This is a genomic window from Sphingomonas sp. CBMAI 2297, from assembly GCF_029870595.1.
Taxonomy (GTDB): domain Bacteria; phylum Pseudomonadota; class Alphaproteobacteria; order Sphingomonadales; family Sphingomonadaceae; genus Sphingomonas.
In genome coordinates this window covers 163,509-180,583 of record NZ_JAPDIR010000007.1, presented here as the reverse complement: position 1 = coordinate 180,583, position 17,075 = coordinate 163,509, and the positions used below count along the sequence as shown (strand labels likewise).

15 protein-coding genes are annotated in these 17,075 nt (G+C 68.5%); 11 read left to right on the top strand and 4 right to left on the bottom strand.

Translation table 11 applies throughout. The features are described from left to right. Positions 1 to 65: 65 nt before the first annotated feature. Positions 66 to 509, bottom strand: coding sequence for a DUF6265 family protein (locus tag OMP43_RS12160; RefSeq protein WP_280279978.1), 444 nt, complete (start codon positions 507 to 509; stop codon positions 66 to 68). An 84-nt stretch (positions 510 to 593) separates the two neighbouring features. On the opposite strand from OMP43_RS12160, the gene OMP43_RS12155 reads away from it, so the two are divergent. From OMP43_RS12155 to map, 6 genes are all read left to right on the top strand, one after another. After that, complete coding sequence (locus OMP43_RS12155) at positions 594 to 1,301, top strand: helix-turn-helix domain-containing protein (RefSeq protein WP_280279977.1); 708 nt, start codon at positions 594 to 596, stop codon at positions 1,299 to 1,301. Positions 1,302 to 1,370: 69 nt separating this feature from the next. Beyond that, positions 1,371 to 2,858 carry a hypothetical protein gene (locus tag OMP43_RS12150; RefSeq protein ID WP_280279976.1) on the top strand — a complete coding sequence of 496 codons (1,488 nt, stop codon included), beginning with the start codon at positions 1,371 to 1,373 and terminating at the stop codon, positions 2,856 to 2,858. Positions 2,859 to 2,914: 56 nt separating this feature from the next. After that, positions 2,915 to 4,477, top strand: a complete 1,563-nt coding sequence (locus OMP43_RS12145; protein ID WP_280279975.1) for an ATPase, T2SS/T4P/T4SS family — start codon at positions 2,915 to 2,917, stop codon at positions 4,475 to 4,477. A 25-nt stretch (positions 4,478 to 4,502) separates the two neighbouring features. Beyond that, positions 4,503 to 5,657, top strand: coding sequence for an aspartyl protease family protein (locus OMP43_RS12140; protein ID WP_280279974.1), 1,155 nt, complete (start codon positions 4,503 to 4,505; stop codon positions 5,655 to 5,657). Between the two features lie 63 nt (positions 5,658 to 5,720). Further along, positions 5,721 to 5,927, top strand: coding sequence for a ParD-like family protein (locus tag OMP43_RS12135; protein ID WP_280279973.1), 207 nt, complete (start codon positions 5,721 to 5,723; stop codon positions 5,925 to 5,927). A gap of 1 nt (position 5,928) precedes the next feature. Beyond that, entirely contained in the window at positions 5,929 to 6,708 is a 780-nt protein-coding gene (map, locus tag OMP43_RS12130) for a type I methionyl aminopeptidase (protein WP_280279972.1), read from the top strand. On the opposite strand, the gene OMP43_RS12125 is transcribed toward map, so the two are convergent. Next, positions 6,695 to 6,883 carry a hypothetical protein gene (locus tag OMP43_RS12125; protein WP_280279971.1) on the bottom strand — a complete coding sequence of 63 codons (189 nt, stop codon included), beginning with the start codon at positions 6,881 to 6,883 and terminating at the stop codon, positions 6,695 to 6,697. The two genes, map and OMP43_RS12125, sit on opposite strands and share 14 nt — an antisense overlap. Positions 6,884 to 6,982: 99 nt before the next feature. Between OMP43_RS12125 and OMP43_RS12120 the strand changes: the two genes are divergently transcribed. Next, positions 6,983 to 7,756: a methyltransferase gene (locus OMP43_RS12120; protein WP_280280026.1), complete on the top strand. Its 774-nt coding sequence runs from the start codon at positions 6,983 to 6,985 to the stop codon at positions 7,754 to 7,756. A gap of 49 nt (positions 7,757 to 7,805) precedes the next feature. After that, a complete protein-coding gene (locus OMP43_RS12115) occupies positions 7,806 to 8,861 on the top strand; it encodes a methyl-accepting chemotaxis protein (protein ID WP_280279970.1) in 1,056 nt (351 codons plus the stop codon). A 128-nt stretch (positions 8,862 to 8,989) separates the two neighbouring features. On the opposite strand, the gene phaR is transcribed toward OMP43_RS12115, so the two are convergent. After that, positions 8,990 to 9,559, bottom strand: a complete 570-nt coding sequence (gene phaR / locus OMP43_RS12110) for a polyhydroxyalkanoate synthesis repressor PhaR (RefSeq protein WP_280279969.1) — start codon at positions 9,557 to 9,559, stop codon at positions 8,990 to 8,992. 88 nt (positions 9,560 to 9,647) lie between these two features. Between phaR and OMP43_RS12105 the strand changes: the two genes are divergently transcribed. The 3 genes from OMP43_RS12105 to OMP43_RS12095 all read left to right on the top strand — a co-directional run bounded on the left by OMP43_RS12105 (position 9,648) and on the right by OMP43_RS12095 (position 16,009). Further along, positions 9,648 to 10,643, top strand: a complete 996-nt coding sequence (locus OMP43_RS12105; RefSeq protein ID WP_280280025.1) for an alpha/beta fold hydrolase — start codon at positions 9,648 to 9,650, stop codon at positions 10,641 to 10,643. Between the two features lie 39 nt (positions 10,644 to 10,682). Further along, positions 10,683 to 11,864 (top strand): acetyl-CoA C-acetyltransferase, encoded by a 1,182-nt coding sequence (locus tag OMP43_RS12100; protein ID WP_280279968.1) that lies wholly within the window; start codon positions 10,683 to 10,685, stop codon positions 11,862 to 11,864. A gap of 242 nt (positions 11,865 to 12,106) precedes the next feature. Then, positions 12,107 to 16,009 carry a TonB-dependent receptor gene (locus tag OMP43_RS12095; RefSeq protein ID WP_280279967.1) on the top strand — a complete coding sequence of 1,301 codons (3,903 nt, stop codon included), beginning with the start codon at positions 12,107 to 12,109 and terminating at the stop codon, positions 16,007 to 16,009. Between the two features lie 48 nt (positions 16,010 to 16,057). On the opposite strand, the gene OMP43_RS12090 is transcribed toward OMP43_RS12095, so the two are convergent. Further along, positions 16,058 to 17,074 (bottom strand): alanine racemase, encoded by a 1,017-nt coding sequence (locus OMP43_RS12090; protein WP_280279966.1) that lies wholly within the window; start codon positions 17,072 to 17,074, stop codon positions 16,058 to 16,060. Position 17,075 lies beyond the last annotated feature (1 nt).

Here is a 17,075-nt window from a genome sequence, read left to right as displayed (position 1 = left end):
AGCCGGGATCCCCGGGGAAGCTCTCGTCCCGCCTCTCGCGGCCTGAGATCCCGGCTTTCGCTGTGCTACCGGCTCACCCGCCGATAGGCCCAGCGCATCGGCTTGCCGCCATCGGCCAGCGAAATCTCCGCCATCAGCATCTCGCCCTCGCGCCAGTAGCGGATGCGCTGCGGGTAATCATGCGCCGCGTTGACGAAGGTGATGCCCTGCGCCGCCGCATCCCCGGGCGACGCCCGGAAATCGGTCGCGGCCTGCCCCGCCGGCTCGGCGTGGAAGACGAACCCGCCCGCATCGCCGCTGATCCGCATCGGCTCGCGCCGCTCGCCCTTCGCGCTGGTCGTGACGGTGACGCCGCGCATCACCTGGTCCGGCCCCATCGGCTCCCAGGTCTCGCAGGTCGTGCGGCCGCCCCGCGGCTCGGTGCACCATTTGCCGACCAGCCAGCCGAACGGCATTTCCTGCGGGCCGGCCAGGCCCAGTCCGGCGAGCAGCATGATGTTGGCGATCATCTCGAGTTCTCCCTGTTCCGCGTGGCGCGATACGCCGCGCCGCCGCCGCTGGCTTGAACCGACGCGACATGCGAGGCTGGCGCGATGGACTATGCCGAGCTGCCCTTGCCGCCCGCGCTCGCCGGCCTCGTCGCCGCCGTGTGGACGCTCGCCGCCAGCCAGCCGGGCTGGGTGGAGCATGAAGCGACGCCCGATGGCTGTATCGAGCTGATCCGCCGCCACGGCGGGCGCTCCGAATGGCGCCGCGCCCAGCCGGAATATTTCGCCACCGGCCTTTCCAATCATCCGATCCGCTTCGGGTTCAGCGGCGATGCGCGCTTCACCGCGATCAAGCTGTGGCCCTGGGCCTGGCACGCGCTGGGCGGCGCACCCTGCCCCGGCTTTGCCGACGACTGGATCGCGGTCGCGCCCGATTCGCCGCTGGCGGTGCTGCTGGAAGGCGATCCGGTCGCCAACCTCGTCCGCGCGCTGGCCGGCATCGCGCCGCCGCCGCTCGCCCAGGCGATCCTCGCGGCCGACAGCGTGGCCGCGATCGCCGCGCGCACCGGCTTGCCGCACCGCCGCCTGCAACGCATCTTCGCCCGCGAGCTGGGGCTGGCGCCGCGCGCCTATCTGCGCCTGCTCCGCTTCCGCGGCGCGTTGCAGGACGTCCAGCAGGGCACCGACACGCTCGCCGGCACCGCCGCCGCGCGCGGCTATGCCGACCAGGCGCATATGGCCCGCGATTTCCGGGCCCTTGCCGGCATGCCGCCCAGCGATGCCCGCACCCGCGCGCGCGGACCTTTCCTCTAGGCATGGCCGCTACCCGGCCTTAACCCCATGCGCCTATTCTCCGGCGAACGGGAAGGGGGATCCAGGACGATGGCATTGGCGCGCTGGCAGGGCCTGGAACGCGCGCGCCCGGCGCTGTTCGCCCTGTTCCTGCTCGTCGCGCTGGCGGTGCGCTGGCCGGCCTATGGCGAGTGGAACTATGCCGTGGACGACCAGTATTTCGCGCTGGTCGGGCGCCGCCTCCTCGCCGGCGACCGGCTTTACGTCGACATCTGGGACCGCAAGCCGCCGCTCCTCTACCTGACCTATGCCGCGATCGCCCGCATCCATGCTTCGGCCCTGGCCTATCAGCTCGTCGCCACGGCCTGCGCCGCGCTCGGCGCCTATGGCACGGCGCGGATCGCCCGGCTGATCGCGCCCTTTCCGGCGGCGCTGATGGCCGGCATCGCCTATTGCGTGCTGCTCACGCGCTTCGGCGGCGGCAATGGCGAGGCGGCGGTGTTCTACAACCCGCTGATCCTCGCCACTGCCTGGTCGATCGCTTCCAGCATCGGGCAGTTGCGGCGCGGCGTGCTGCCGCCCCCCGTGCTGCTCGGCATGTTCACCGCCGGCCTCGCCATCGGCTTCAAGCAGTCGGCGGCGTTCGAAGCGCTGTTCTTCGGCATTGCGACGCTCGCGATCCTGGCGCGCGGCGGCATGGGCTGGCGCGCGCTGGCGGTCCGCGCCGCCGCGATGGCCGCGATCGGCGCGCTGCCCCTCGCCGCGATCGGCCTCGCTTATTGGTGGATGGGGCATTTCCCCCAGCTGTGGCAGGCGCTGGTGCTGTCGAACTTCGCCCGCGCCTATGATGCCGGGCGGCTCGCCCGCGCGCTGGCGCTGGCCGGGCTGCTGTGCCTTCCGCTCCTGTTCGCCGTCCTGGGCTATCTGCGCAGCCGCGCCAGCCGGCCGGCCCCGCTCGATTTTCTCGCCTGCTGGGCGGTGGCGGCGATCCTGGCCGTCGCGATCTTCCCGGGCCTCTATCTCCACTATGCCCTGCCCCTGCTGGCCCCCCTGGCGGTGCTGAGCGCGCCCTTCTTCGCCCGGCCCGGCATCGGCGTGCTCGGCTTCGCCGCGCTGATCGTCCTCAACCTGGCAACGTCGGACATGTTCGACCTGCGCGCCCGCGCCCGCGCCCGGCCGGCCGCCGCGGCGCTGGTGGAGCAGGTGCGCCAGGTCACGCCGCATGGCCGGCTGCTCGTCTTCGGCATGCCGAGCTACCTCTATGCCGAGACCGGCAGCGCCCCGCCCAGCGTCCTGGCCTTTCCGGCCCATTTCTACGAAGGCGCGGAAGCGGGCGCGAGCGGCATCGACGAAGTGGCCGAGCTGCGCCGTGTTCTGCGCGCCGGGCCGGAGACCGTCGTCGTGCAGGAACCGCTTCCGGCCGCACCGCTGAACCAGGCGAACGTCGCCCAGCTCGCTCGCTATGTCCGCCACTGCGCGGCCGTCCGGCGCATGCCGCTCTACGATCACGAGGGGGAGAAGCTTATGGTGGTCCATAGCGGCTGCGCCCGCGCGGCCCCGGGATCGGCAGCGGATTAGGCAAATCTCAAGCCTTCGCGGTTAACGCTCGCCCATCGAGGGGACATTGGATTCTGATGAGCGCTTTCGGACGACGCAGCGGATTGGGAGGTGGACCGGCGGGCCGGCCGGCATTCGGTGTCGCACGTCCGATGCAGGGTGGCGGCCCGCTGCCGCGCCCGGTGGATCCCGTGCCGCTCGGCGGCGAGCAGTTCCCGCCGATCAACTCGGTGCCGCTGCCCGGCCAGGGCGCCGGGCCCGACGGGTTCGAGCAGCGCGATCCGAGCGGCCCCAGCGTCGCCAGCGCGGAGGCGATGCAGCGCCTCGCCGACCGTCAGGCCGCGGCCGGGGAACAGGGCAATTCGCGCGTCGAGGGCTTCGAAGCCTCGATTCACCGCATCAAGGAGCAGGTGCTGCCGCGCCTGCTCGAACGCGTCGATCCCGAAGCCGCCGCCACGCTCAGCAAGGACGAGCTGGCCGAGGAATTCCGCCCGATCATCGGCGAAGTGCTCGCCGAGCTGAAGCTCACGCTCAACCGCCGCGAGCAGTTCGCGCTCGAGAAGGTGCTGGTCGACGAGCTGCTCGGCCTCGGCCCGCTCGAGGAGCTGCTCGCCGACCCGGCCATCTCGGACATCATGGTCAACGGCCCCGAGCAGACCTTTGTCGAGCGCAAGGGCAAGCTCGAGCTCGCCAACATCCAGTTCCGCGACGAGGAGCATCTGTTCCAGATCGCGCAGCGCATCTGCAACTCGGTCGGCCGCCGCGTCGACCAGACCACGCCGCTGGCCGACGCCCGCCTGAAGGACGGCAGCCGCGTCAACGTGATCGTGCCGCCGCTGAGCCTGCGCGGCACCGCCATCTCGATCCGTAAATTCTCGGCCAAGCCGATCACCCTCGACATGATGGCCCAGGGCGGATCGATGAGCCAGAAGATGGCGACCGCGCTCAAGATCGCCGGCGCCAGCCGCTTCAACATCGTCATCTCGGGCGGCACCGGCTCGGGCAAGACGACGATGCTCAACGCCCTGTCGAAGATGATCGACCCGGGCGAGCGCGTGCTGACGATCGAGGACGCGGCCGAACTCCGCCTGCAGCAGCCGCACTGGCTGCCGCTGGAAACCCGCCCGCCCAATCTGGAAGGCCAGGGCGAGGTGACCATCCGCGACCTCGTCAAGAACGCGCTGCGCATGCGCCCGGACCGGATCATCCTGGGCGAAATCCGCGGCAGCGAGTGTTTCGACATGCTCGCCGCCATGAACACCGGCCATGACGGCTCGATGTGCACGCTGCACTCCAACTCTCCGCGCGAGGCGCTCGCCCGTATGGAGAACATGGTGATGATGTCGGACATCAAGGTGCCCAAGGAAGCGATCAGCCGCCAGATCGCCGATTCGGTCGATCTGATCATCCAGGTGAAGCGCCTGCGCGACGGCAGCCGCCGCGTGACCAACGTCACCGAGGTGATCGGCATGGAAGGCCCGGTGATCGTCACCCAGGAACTGTTCAAGTTCGAGTATCTGGACGAGAGCGCCGACGGCAAGATCATCGGCGAATATCGCTCGATGGGCCTGCGCCCCTACACGCTCGACAAGGCCAAGCAATATGGCTTCGACCAGGCGCTGCTCGAGGCGTGCCTCTGATCGCCTGACCGGCTAGGCTGTGCCGGTGCTTTCCCTTCTCCTGCCCCTGGCGCTCGCTTCCGCCCCTCCCGTTTCCGCGAACGAGGAAGCGAAGGACGGCATCACCCTCGCTCCCGACAGCGAGGCGCGCTGGATCGCCTTCGACCTGACCCCTTCCAACCAGATCCGCTTCGAGGCCGTACTGAACGGGCGCCCCGTCCGCGCCGTGCTCGACACCGGGCTCACCAACACGCTCGCCACCCAGGATTTCGCCGCCCGCGCCCGGCTCGCGGCCGGCCGCCGCCAGCCTGCGCTGGCGATCGGCGGCGGCGTGGAAGTCGCCTGGGCGCCGGGCGGCACGCTCGTCATCGGCGGCCTCACCAGGCGCGGCGGGCGCATCGCCATCCCGGACGCGCCCGGCCAGGACCGGTTCGGCGCGGACCTGCTGATCGGCAGCGACGTGCTGAGCTGCTGCGCGCTCGACATCGACTATGCGGTGCGCCGCTTCCGCATCCTGCCGACGGGCCGCCTGCCCTTCACCGGCACCACCGCGCCGCTAGCGCTCCAGCGCAATACCGGGGTGCCCGTCACCGAGATCCGCTTGGGCGGCACGCGGCTGCGGCCAATGATCGTCGATACCGGCGACGGTGCCGCGGTGACGCTGAGCCGCGCCGCCTGGACCAGTGCCGGCTATCGCGGCGCCACCATCTCCACCACGCTCGGCTGGGGGATCGGCGGCGCACTGGTGAGCGAAGTCGCGGTGGTAAGCGGCTTCACCCTTGGCGGCGGCCCCCTGACCGAGACCGAGCTGCGCATCGAAGGGGATGGCGGCTATTCCGCCGCCGCCGGCGTCGCCGGCCGGATCGGCACCGGGCTCTTGCTGCGCTACCGCGTGCTGCTCGATCCGCGCGCCGGGCGGATGGTGCTCCAGCCCGGCGCCATGGCCGCCGCGCCGGTGCTCCGTTCGACCAGCGGCCTGCTGCTCGGCGCCGAAGGCACGCATCTGCGCGTGCTCCACGTCATGCGCGGTTCGCCCGCCGCCGAGGCGGGCTGGCGCGACGGCGAGACGATCTGCGCCGCCGACGGCGTGGCCGTCGCCGGGCGTCCGGTCGAATGGAGCGCGGGCGCGCCCGGGCGCACCGTGGCGCTCACCCTGTGCGACGGCAGCGAGCGCCGCCTGACATTGCGCAAATTCTACTAGCTCTGGTACTCAATATACGAATCGTATATGTTTCGTATATTCGAAATCGCACCGGGGACCCCGATGGGCATTGTGAAGATAGACGACGCGCTGCACGAGGAGGTCCGCCGGGCCAGCACGGTCATGTGCCGCTCGATTAACGCGCAGGCCGAGTTCTGGATGAAGATCGGCATGCTCGCCGAGGCGAATCCCGGACTGCGCTTCACCGAGATCGTGCGGATGCAGCTCGAGGCCGTGCCGCCCGCCCTGCCGGACGTAGCGGTCGCCTGACATGGTCAAGACGCCCGATGAGCTGGCGCTGATGCGGATCTCCGGCCGGCTGCTCGCTTCCGTCTTCGAGATGCTGGACGGCCAGGACCTGGCCGGCATGTCGACGATGCAGGTCAACGACCTGGTCGAGCGGTTCATCACCATGGACCTGGCCGCGCGCCCGGCGAGCAAGGGGCAATATGGCTTCCGCTATGTCCTCAACTGCTCGATCAACCATGTCGTGTGCCACGGCGTGCCCGATCCGGAGGCGATCATCCGGGGCGGCGATATCATCAACCTCGACATCACGCTGGAGAAGAACGGCTTCATCGCGGATTCGAGCAAGACCTATCTGGTCGGCGACGTCGCTCCGGCGGCGCGCCGGCTGGTGCGGGTGGCGCAGGAAGCGATGTGGCAGGGGATCCGGCAGGTGCGCCCCGGCGCCCATCTGGGCGATATCGGCTTCGCGATCGAGCGCCACGCCAAGCGGCACGGCTATACGGTGGTGCGCGAATATTGCGGGCACGGGATCGGGCGCGAAATGCACGAGGATCCGCAAGTGCTCAATTTCGGCCGGCCCGGCACCGGGGCGAAGCTGCGCGAGGGCATGGTGTTCACCGTCGAGCCGATGGTGAACCAGGGCAGCCGCATGGTCGCGACCGAGCCGGACGGCTGGACGGTGGTCACCAGGGACCGCAAGCTCTCCGCGCAGTTCGAACATACCGTCGCGGTCACCGCGCGCGGCTTCGAGGTGCTGACCCTGCGCGGCGACGAGGCCCGATCGGGCCTCAGCGCAAGTTGAGCGCGACGCTGGCCAGAATCACCGCGCCCAGCATCGCCATCACCTGGAGGAACTGCCAGGGCACATAGCCGACATCGTCGATCCGCCTGCGCCGCCGCCGGCGATGCTCGCCCAGGGCGCTGACCACCGCAATCGCCGCCGCGCCCGCCGCACCGAACCATAATTGTTGTTGCATCGAACCGAAGAACCCCCAAATGCGCGGACGACATCTAGGGAGGGAATTCGCGTGCGCCAGACCCTGACCGTTCTTGCGGTACTCACTACTGCCGTCGCCGTGGCCAGCGTCGCCACCGGAGCCCCGCGCACCCAGCGCTCGGCCATCGCCGAAGCAGTCGCCTCGCCCAGCCGCACGCCGGCCAATGTCGCGCGCGATCCCTATCGCCATCCGGTCGACACGCTCAACTTCTTCGGCGTGAAGCCGGGCAATATCGTGGTCGAGATCTGGCCCGGCGGCGGCTGGTATACCGAGATCCTCGCGCCGCTCACTCGCGCCAAGGGGCAATATTACGCCGCGGTCGGCCCCGACTTCCCGAATGGCGGCAAGGCAGTCGAGGCGCTGAAGGCCAAGGATCCGGCGCTCTACGGCCATGCCAGGCTCGTCGCCTTCCCGGCCGAGGCCGGCCAGCCCAAGGTGGCCGACGGCACCGCCGACATCGTCCTCACCTTCCGCAACGTCCATAACTGGCGGATGGGCTACAAGCGCGGCGACCAGGACTATGCGCCCGAGGCTTTCAAGCAGATGTTCGCGATGCTCAAGAAGGGCGGCACGCTCGGTATCGAGGATCACCGCCTGCCCGAGGGGGCGAGCGACGAGCGCGAGAAGACCAGCGGCTATATCAAGGTCTCGACCGTCCGCCGCCTGGCCGAGCAGGCCGGCTTCGTCTTCGTCGCCGCGTCGGAGGTCAACGCCAATCCGCGCGACACCGCCGACTGGCCCAAGGGCGTATGGACGCTGCCGCCCACCTATACGCTCAAGGATGTCGACCGCGCGAAGTACGCCGCGATCGGCGAGAGCGACCGGATGACGCTAAAGTTCAGGAAACCCTGATTTTTTCGTGCTAAACGGGGCATTAACCGTCTCGTCCTATCACTGACATGTGCCACGCCGAATTCGAACCCTTCTGTCAGTCCTCCGCGAGGAAGTAGACAGCTATGCCGCGACCAGCGAGGAAATCGCCGCGCGTACCAACCTGCTCGCGCTGAACGCGGCGATCGAAGCCGCGCGCTCGGGCGAGGCCGGGCGCGGCTTCTCGGTGGTGGCACAGGAAGTGAAGGCGCTGGCGCAGCAGGCGCGCGGCGCCTCGATCGAGTTCCGCTCCGAAGTGCGCGAGCGCCTGGCCATGGGCGCGGGCATCGCCGACGAGATGGTGAGCGAGATCGAGGGCACCCGCCTGGTCGAGCTCGCCCAGGCGCTGATCCAGAATGTTTCCCGACACCTCTATGGCCGCAGCATCGATCTGCGCGTGATGGCGTCCGATGCCGAAGTGATCGCCGCGCTCGAGGATCCGAGCCCCGAGACGATCGCCGCGGCGGACGCCAGGCTGGCGCTGCTCACCGGGATTTCGCCCTATTATGTCAACGCCTTCCTCGCCAATGACGCGGGCAAGGTGATCGCCGCATCCGATCCGCATGCGCGCGTGCGCGGCGTCGACCTGTCGAGCGCGCCGCAATATCTGAACGCGATCCGCAGCCACCGGCGCGACGAATGGTTCACCGACGAAGTGTGGCTCAACCCCTATTCGGACCATCGCGCGGTGCTCGTCTTCGTCACCGGCGTGCGTCCGCGCGGCCGCGACGGAAGGCCGCTCGGCGCCTTTTACCTCGAGTTCGACTGGGAGGGACACATCCCCGCGATCATCTCCGACCGGTCGCTGTTCGGCGAGCGCGACTGGGGGCGGACCAGCATCTCGATCGTCGACCAGCAGGACCGGATCGTCGCCACGTCCGCCGGCAAGCGGCATGGCGAGCATGTCGCGCTGCCGCCCAATGCGGTGCGCGGCGCGGAAGTGCGCGGCGACAACACGATCGCCTTCGCCAGCGCCACCGATTATCACGGCTTTGGCGGGCTCGGCCTGCGCTGCGTCATCGAGCAGAAGATGCCCACGCTGGAGGAAATCCGCGCGGCGCTGGGCGGGCTGCGGGGGCGTTCATAGTCAAACCGTAACCCCGCGCAAGCAGGGGGCGCTCCCCTGCCTTGTCCAGCTATCGCTACAGGCCCGATGAGCGCCCGGTCAGGCGTGCCCCGCACGCCTGAGAGCCGCCTTGCGGCGGCCCTTCCCGGTCACTTCCCCAGCTTCTCGATCTTGTCCTGCAGCCGGGCGAGCTCCGCCTTGAGCGCCGCGACATCGTCGCCTTCCGCGGCCGGGGCCGGCGGCGTGCTCGGCGCCGCGCCCGCAGCGGGGCCCTGGCCCGGCTTGAACGCCTGGGTCGCCGCCTCGAAGATCTCCATGTTGCGCTTGGCCATCTCGGCAAAGGGCGAATTGGCGAAGGCGCCTTCCACCGCCGACTTGAACTGCTGCTGGTTGCGGCGGAAGCTCTCCATCGAAGCCTCCAGATAGCCGGGCACCATCGCCTGCATCGAATCGCCGTACAGCGCGATCAGCTGGCGCAGGAAGTTGACCGGCAGCATCGTCTGCCCGCGCTGCTCCTCTTCCATGATGATCTGGGTGAGGACATTATGGGTGATGTCCTCCTCGGTCTTGGCATCGACCACCTTGAAGTCGCGCCCCTCGCGCGTCATCGCGGCCAGATGGTCCAGCGTGATGTAGGACGAGGTTTCGGTGTTGTAGAGTCGCCGGTTCGCGTACTTCTTGATGATGACCGGACCGGTGCCAGCAGCGCTCTTCTTCATCTAAGGCCCCCAGGTGAGTGAAACATATCTATCATCGTTTCATTCTGCGGCGCAACACGGACCGCGCCCGCTACCGCTGTTCCTTTCGCTGTTGCGCAGCGAGACCGCAGCATCGCCCGAGCGGCGGGCCGCCGCGCTCGCCGGCCTGAAGGCCTATCAGGAGGCGGAAAGGCCGGCGGACCGCGTGCCCCGGCCCGCGATCGCCACCGCCGGGCGCGCCGCGCTGCGCGACTATGGCGGCGGCGGTCCGCCCGTCGTCTTCGTGCCGTCGCTGATCAATCCGCCCTTCATCCTCGATCTCGCGCCGGGCAATTCGCTGCTCGAATGGCTGGCGACTCAAGGGCTTCGGCCCCTTCTGGTCGATTGGGGCACGCCCGGGCCGGAGGATCGCGGCCAGGGTATCGACCATCACATCGCCGAACTGCTGCTGCCCCTGCTCGACACTTTGGGCGAGCCGCCGCTGCTCGCCGGCTATTGCCTGGGCGGCACGCTGGCCACCGCCGCCGCGATGCTGCGGCCGGCGCGCGGGCTCGTCACCATCGCCGCCCCCTGGCGCTTCCGGCGCTATGGCGATTTCGCGCGCGCAGCCATTGCGGCGCAATGGGAAGCGGCGCAGCCGTCCTGCGCCCGGCTCGGCCTGGTGCCGATGGAAGTGCTGCAGGCCGGCTTCTGGCAGCTCGATCCGGCCCGGACGATCGCCAAGTTCGAGCGATTCGCCCGGCTGGCGACGGGCAGCGACCAGGCCCGCGCCTTCATCGCGCTTGAGGACTGGGCCAATGCCGGCGCGCCGCTCACCTATGCCGCGGGGCAGGAGATGTTCGAGCGCCTCTTCCGCGCCGACCGGCCGGGCGCCGGGCGCTGGTGGGTGCGGGGAACGCGCATCCTTCCCGCGCGCCTCGCCTGCCCCGCGCTGGAGCTGCTCTCCACCACCGACCGCATCGTTCCCGCCGCCACCGCCGCCGGCCTGGCCGAGCGCCGGAGCCTCGCCCTCGGCCATGTCGGCATGATCGTCGGCGGCCGCGCGCGCGCCATGGTGTGGGAGCCGCTGCGCGACTGGCTTCTTGCCGCAGTGCACACTAGATAACGCGCGACCACAAAAGACCATCCGCAGGAGTCGTTTCCCATGGCCAACCCGACCGACGTCGTCATCACCGCCGCCAAGCGCACCCCCGTGGGTAGCTTTCTCGGCGCCTTCGGCAGCACCCCGGCGCACGAGCTGGGCCGTATCGCGATCGAGGCGGCGCTGGAGCAGGCCGGCGTGAAGGGCGAGGAAGTCAGCGAAGTCATCCTGGGCCAGGTGCTCACCGCGGCGCAGGGCCAGAACCCCGCACGCCAGGCCTCGATGGCCGCGGGCGTGCCCAAGGAAGTGCCCGCCTGGAGCGTGCAGCAGGTCTGCGGCTCGGGCCTGCGCGCCGTGGCGCTCGCCGCCCAGGCGATCCAGACCGGCGATTCGACCATCGTCGTCGCCGGCGGCCAGGAGAGCATGTCGCTCGCCAACCACGCCCAGGCGCTGCGCGCCGGCGCCAAGATGGGCGACGTCGCCCTGGTCGACACGATGATCAAGGACGGCCTGACCGACGTGTTCAACGGCTATCACATGGGCATCACCGCCGAGAACCTGGCCGAACAATACCAGGTTACCCGCGCCGAGCAGGACGAATTCGCCGTCGCCAGCCAGAACAAGGCCGAGGCCGCCCGCGCCGCCGGCCGCTTCAAGGACGAGATCGCCCCGGTCACGATCAAGGGCCGCAAGGGCGACACGATCGTCGCCGACGACGAATATATCCGCGCCGGCGCCACGCTGGAGAGCGTCGCGGGCCTGCGCCCGGCCTTCAAGAAGGACGGCACCGTCACCGCCGCCAACGCATCGGGCCTCAACGACGGCGCCGCCGCGCTGGTGGTGATGTCGCGCGCCGAGGCCGAGAAGCGCGGCGCGCCGATCCTCGCGACGATTCGCAGCTGGGCCACTGCCGGCGTCGATCCGTCGATCATGGGCATCGGCCCGGTCCCGGCCTCCAGAAAGGCGCTGGAGAAGGCTGGCTGGACCATCGCCGACCTCGACCTGATCGAGGCGAACGAAGCCTTTGCCGCGCAGGCGCTGTCGGTCGGCAAGGAATTGGGCTGGGATGCGAGCAAGGTGAACGTCAATGGCGGCGCGATCGCGATCGGCCACCCCATCGGCGCATCGGGCGCCCGGGTGCTCACCACCCTGATCTACGAGATGGCGAAGCGCGACGCGAAGAAGGGCCTCGCCACGCTCTGCATCGGCGGCGGCATGGGAATCGCCATGTGCGTCGAGCGCTGAAAAGCACACGACGAATCCGGACAATCAAGTGACTGGGAAGCAAGCGAATTGGTGTGACAACACACCATTTCGCTTGCTGAATGTTATATGAATGAACCTGAATCTGTAATTTTCGTCAATTCATAGTCGCATTTTTGCAACACCTTCGAGTCGTCGCGCGGCGCGTCATTCCTTGTCCCTTGCGTTGCAGCTTTATGTCCGAATGATTGCCAGTTCGAGCATCCCGCTCGAGGGGCAAAAAAATGAAATTCACGCATTTGCTGAGCGCGACAGCGCTCGCAGGGTCGTTGCTGACTCTTCCATCCGTCGCATTCGCACAGACCAAGCCGGCGCCCGCGCCGTCGCCGACCAACATCACGCCGGAAGGCGAGCCGCAGACCGGCGAGACGATCATCTTCACCGGGTCGCGCATCGCCCGGCCCGAATATGAGGGCACGCTTCCCGGCGTTCAGGTCAGCGCGCAGACGATCGACTCGCGCGGCTTCACCAACGCGCTCGAGGCGGTCAACGACATCCCGCTGGTCGGCAACGGCGCCAGCCCCCTCAACGGCAACAATGGCGGCCAGACCGCCAGCCTGGGCGCCGCCTTTGTCGACCTGCTCGACCTGGGCACCGCGCGCACGCTGACGCTGGTCAACGGCCGCCGCTTCGTGTCGGGCAACGCCGCGTCGCTGTTCGTCGCCGGCAACGAGACCGGCAGCCAGGTCGACGTGAACGTCATCCCCTCCACGCTGATCCAGCGCATCGACATCCTCACCGTCGGCGGCGCCGCGGCCTATGGCGCCGACGCGGTCGCGGGCGTGGTCAACTATGTCCTGCGCACCGATTATGAAGGCTATCAGGTCCGCGCCGTCTCGGGCATTTCCGAGCGCGGCGACGCGCCGCAATATCAGCTCAGCGCGCTCGCCGGCTGGAACCTGTTCGACGGCCGCGCGAACGTCATGCTCTCGGCCGAATACAGCCGCAACGACGGTCTGCAGGCAATTTCCCGCGACTTCCGCAACGCGCGCCCGGGCAGCTACACCAACCCGTTCAACGGCGGCATCCGCAACCCGAACTTCTCCGGCACCGCGGTGATCGACGTCACCAATCTGAACAATGGCGCGTTCCTGCGCGCATCGGACGACGGCCAGCCCTCCGCGCTTTTCGGCATGGGCCTGGTCACGCAGACGCTCAGCTATGCCGGCACCGTGCTGAACGTGAACAGCACCACCTTCTACACGCCCTACACCCCGATCACCTCGGGCTCGGGCGCGACGCTGCGCACCAGCAACTACATCACCCTGGCGAACGGCGTGGCGCCGGTCGGCTTCGCGATCAACGCGACGACCACCACCGGTGCGCGCACCACGATCACGACGCCCAACAACGGCAACTGGACCACGACCGGCCAGATCATCTCCGGCACGCCGGGCGTCGGCCTGAGCTACAATAACGGCACGACGATCGGCAACCTGTCGTCGAACGGCCTCAACGGCCGCACGACCCAGGCGACCAACGTTCCGTTCACCACCTTCGCGCCGACCGCGCTGCCCAGCAACGTCACTTCGGCCCAGGTGCTGGCAGCCTATGGCGTCACCGCGCCCACCGGCTCGACCGCGGCGCAGCAGACGGCGATCGCCGTCAACCTGCTCCAGGCCAACCGCTTCACCGCGCGCGAGTTCCTGGCCGCGAACCCGACCACCAACCTCAACTATTTCATCGGCACCTTCGCGCCGGACGTGCCGCGCATCGCCAACACCGACACCTCGCTGGTGAACGTGAAGGTCAACGGCTCGACGGTGCAGGTGCCGGTGAACCAGGTCCTGCCCTATGTGGCCGTGCCGCTCGAGTTCAACGATGACGGCTCGCTGCATGCCTACACCTTCTCGGGCGCGATCACCGGCAATGCGCCGCTGACCGTCGGCGCCTCGCGCGGCGGCAATGGCGGCTTCACCCGCAGCCTCGAGAACACGGTGCTGCGCACGCAGCAGGACCGCTATGTGTTCAACGCCAATGCCCGCATGGAGCTGTTCGACGGGGTCACCTTCTTCACCGAGAACACCTATGCGAACATCCTGAACCGGTCGCTCGGCAACATCTCGGGCGCGCAGAACTTCCTGACCACCACGCAGGAAAACGCCGCGCTGATGGTCAACTACAACAACCCCTATCTGACGGCGCAGAACCGCGCGGTGCTGACCCAGGTCGGGATCACGCCCACGGCGACCAACCAGGGCAATTTCCTGATCACCCGCCAGAACCAGGACATCTTCGGCGCCAATCCCTACACCAACCGCCAGGAGACCTATCGCATCGCGGCGGGCCTCGAATCGAAGTTCGAGCTGCTCGGAAAGTCGTGGAATGCCGAGATTTCGGCGACCTATGGCAATTCCAAGCAGAACACCCGTTCCTGGGGCATCGCCGATGTCGAGTATCAGCTCGCGCTCGACGCCGTCGACCAGGGCCTGGCCACCACCGGCGTGGCGAACGGCAACATCGTCTGCCGCGCGCAGGTCTTCCCGAACCAGTATCTCGGCAAGACTCCGATCGGCACGGCGGAGAACATCACCCGCGTGGCCGGCTCCGACGGGCTGCCCACCGAAGTGCTCGTCACGCCCACGATCACCCAGGCGATGATCAACTCGTGCAAGCCGCTCAATCCGTTCGGCTACAACCAGATGTCCGATGCGTCGAAGGCCTATGTCATGAGCCCGTCGCTGTTCCGCAACTTCTCGGAGCAGACGTTCGTGCAGGCCTCGGTCGGCGGCGGTCTGTTCGATCTGCCGGCCGGTACGCTGCAGGTCAACATGAACGGCGAATATCGCCGCGATCACATGAAGTTCTCGACCAACGAACTGAACCGCCTGGGCCGTTCGCGTTCGGCGCCGTCGGCGAATACCGACGCGTTCACCGAGACCTATGAGTTCGGCGGCGAAGCGGCGGTTCCGATCACCGGCTCGGACTTCCTCGGCTTCCTCGGCAAGCTGGAGTTCAACCCGGGCTTCCGCATGACCAAGCAGAGCGGCCAGGCGCAGACCTATCGCAACCTGGCCGGCAATGTGATCACCCCGAGCACGCAGGGCAAGTGGAACACCATCTACTCGCTCGGCGGCACCTGGGCGCCGGTGCGCGACATCCTGTTCCGCGGCAACTACACCAAGTCGGTGCGCCAGCCCTCGATCGTCGAGCTGTTCCTCGGCGGCCAGCCGGTGTTCACCACCCCGACCGACTATTGCAGCCCGGCGAACATCGATTCGGGCGCCGTCCCGGGGACTCGCCGCGCGAATTGCGTGAAGGCCGCGATCGCCAATGGCAACGCGACCGACACGGCGTCGGCCACCACGTTCCTCGCCGGATTCTCGCCGGCGGGCGCCGGCCTGCAGGGCACCTATTCGGGTGCGCCGAACCTGCGTCCGGAGCGCGGCACCAGCTGGACGATCGGCACGGTGCTCCGGCCGCGCTGGGTCCCGGGGCTCACGCTGTCGGCGGACTTCTTCAACCTCCGCCTCGACGACACCATCGTCCCGGTGGGCCTCGCGACCATCGTGCAGACCTGCTACGACAGCCCGACCTATCCGGATCCGTCGCCGTCGGTGGGCGTGAACACCTGCAACCAGTTCTCGCGTGACAGCAGCTTCCAGATCCAGAACGGCTACCAGGCCGGCTTCCTGAATCTGGGCGCGATCAAGATCAAGGCGATCAACTTCTCGGGCGACTACACGCTGAACCTGGGCTCGGACAAGCTCATCCTTCACGGCAACGCCTATTACCTGATCAACTACGACACCTCGTCATCGGGCAATTTCGACGACACCCAGGCGAGCGCGGGCAGCCGTGCGCGTCCGTCGCTGAAGACCCAGTTCTCGATGCGCTACGAGCATGACGGCATCTACGGCCAGGTCACCTGGAACCGTGAATCGCCCACGCGCATCTTCTCGAGCGGCCTGCCGGCGACGAACGAGCAATATCCGTACACGCGCTATCCGACGGTGAACAACATCGACATGGCGCTGGGCATGGATATCGACAAGAGCTTCCGCTTGCAGCTCGCCGTCTCGAACCTGCTCGACCAGACCGCGGTCGGCGATCTCGGCTATCGCTTCGCCGACTATTACGAACAGATCGGCCGTCGCTACAAGATCACGGCGACGACCCGCTTCTGATCTGATCCGATCAACTATCGGGGCCGCCTCTAACCAGGCGGCCCTTTTTTATGCCCAGATCCGGTCGTAGCGCCCGCCGAGCCCGGTCAGCAGCTCATATTGCGAGAGGCCGCTCAACGCCGCCGTCTCGGGCAGGCCATAGGACATCGCCACCCAGTCGCCCTCGCGAAGCCCGGGGAGCGCCGTCACGTCGATCGCGGTCAGGTCCATCGAGACGCGGCCGATCACCGGCAAGGCGACGGCTCCGGCCATCGCCGATCCCTTGCCGGAGAAGCAGCGCAGATAGCCATCGGCATAGCCGAGGTTGAGGATCGCCACTTCGGTATCGGCGGGCGCGGTCCAGGTCGCATTATACCCGACGCTGTCGCCGGCACGGACCCGGCGGCGCTGGAGGATCTGCGCCTCCGGCGTCGCGACCTGACGGATCGCGTCGTGCCCGGGCCGCTGCCGGCCGCCATAGAGCGCGATGCCCGGCCGGGTGAGATCGAAGGCATAGTCGGCCCCGAGCGCGATGCCCGCCGAATTGGCCAGGCTCATGCGCTTCGCCTGCGTCCGCCCCTTGAGCGCCGCGAAGGCCGCAAGCTGCCGGGCGTTGAGCGGCACATCCTCATCGGCCGAGACAAGGTGGCTCATCAGCGTCTCGATCGCCAGCCCGTCGAGCAGCCCCGCGCCGATCTCGTCGGCCGAAACGCCCAGCCGGTTCATGCCGGTATCGACCATCACGTCGCAGGGCCGCCCCGTCGGCTTCCAGCGCATTACCTGTTCCGCCGTGCTCAGCACCGGCCGCGCATGGGGGGCGCCGGGCGGATCCTCCGCGCGCGCGCCGTGCAGCACCGAAACCGCGACGCCGAGCTCCGCCAGCGCCGCAGCCTCGGCCCAGGTCGCCACGAAGAAGTCGCGGCATCCCGCCTCGGCCAGGCGCGCCGCCACGTCGCGCGCGCCCAGGCCATAGCCGTTCGCCTTGATCGCCGCGCCGCACGCGGCCGTGCCGCTGAGCTTGGCCAGGTGCCGCCAGTTCGAGACGAGCGCGGCACCGTCGAGCCGCAGGCGCAGGGGAGCATTCATC

Coding starts and splice junctions, on each gene's coding strand:
- OMP43_RS12160 (WP_280279978.1), bottom strand. CDS start 509: ATGATCGCCAACATCATGCTGCTCGCCGGACTGGGCCTGGCCGGCCCG.
- OMP43_RS12155 (WP_280279977.1), top strand. CDS start 594: ATGGACTATGCCGAGCTGCCCTTGCCGCCCGCGCTCGCCGGCCTCGTC.
- OMP43_RS12150 (WP_280279976.1), top strand. CDS start 1,371: ATGGCATTGGCGCGCTGGCAGGGCCTGGAACGCGCGCGCCCGGCGCTG.
- OMP43_RS12145 (WP_280279975.1), top strand. CDS start 2,915: ATGAGCGCTTTCGGACGACGCAGCGGATTGGGAGGTGGACCGGCGGGC.
- OMP43_RS12135 (WP_280279973.1), top strand. CDS start 5,721: ATGGGCATTGTGAAGATAGACGACGCGCTGCACGAGGAGGTCCGCCGG.
- map (WP_280279972.1), top strand. CDS start 5,929: ATGGTCAAGACGCCCGATGAGCTGGCGCTGATGCGGATCTCCGGCCGG.
- OMP43_RS12125 (WP_280279971.1), bottom strand. CDS start 6,883: ATGCAACAACAATTATGGTTCGGTGCGGCGGGCGCGGCGGCGATTGCG.
- phaR (WP_280279969.1), bottom strand. CDS start 9,559: ATGAAGAAGAGCGCTGCTGGCACCGGTCCGGTCATCATCAAGAAGTAC.
- OMP43_RS12100 (WP_280279968.1), top strand. CDS start 10,683: ATGGCCAACCCGACCGACGTCGTCATCACCGCCGCCAAGCGCACCCCC.
- OMP43_RS12095 (WP_280279967.1), top strand. CDS start 12,107: ATGAAATTCACGCATTTGCTGAGCGCGACAGCGCTCGCAGGGTCGTTG.
- OMP43_RS12090 (WP_280279966.1), bottom strand. CDS start 17,074: ATGAATGCTCCCCTGCGCCTGCGGCTCGACGGTGCCGCGCTCGTCTCG.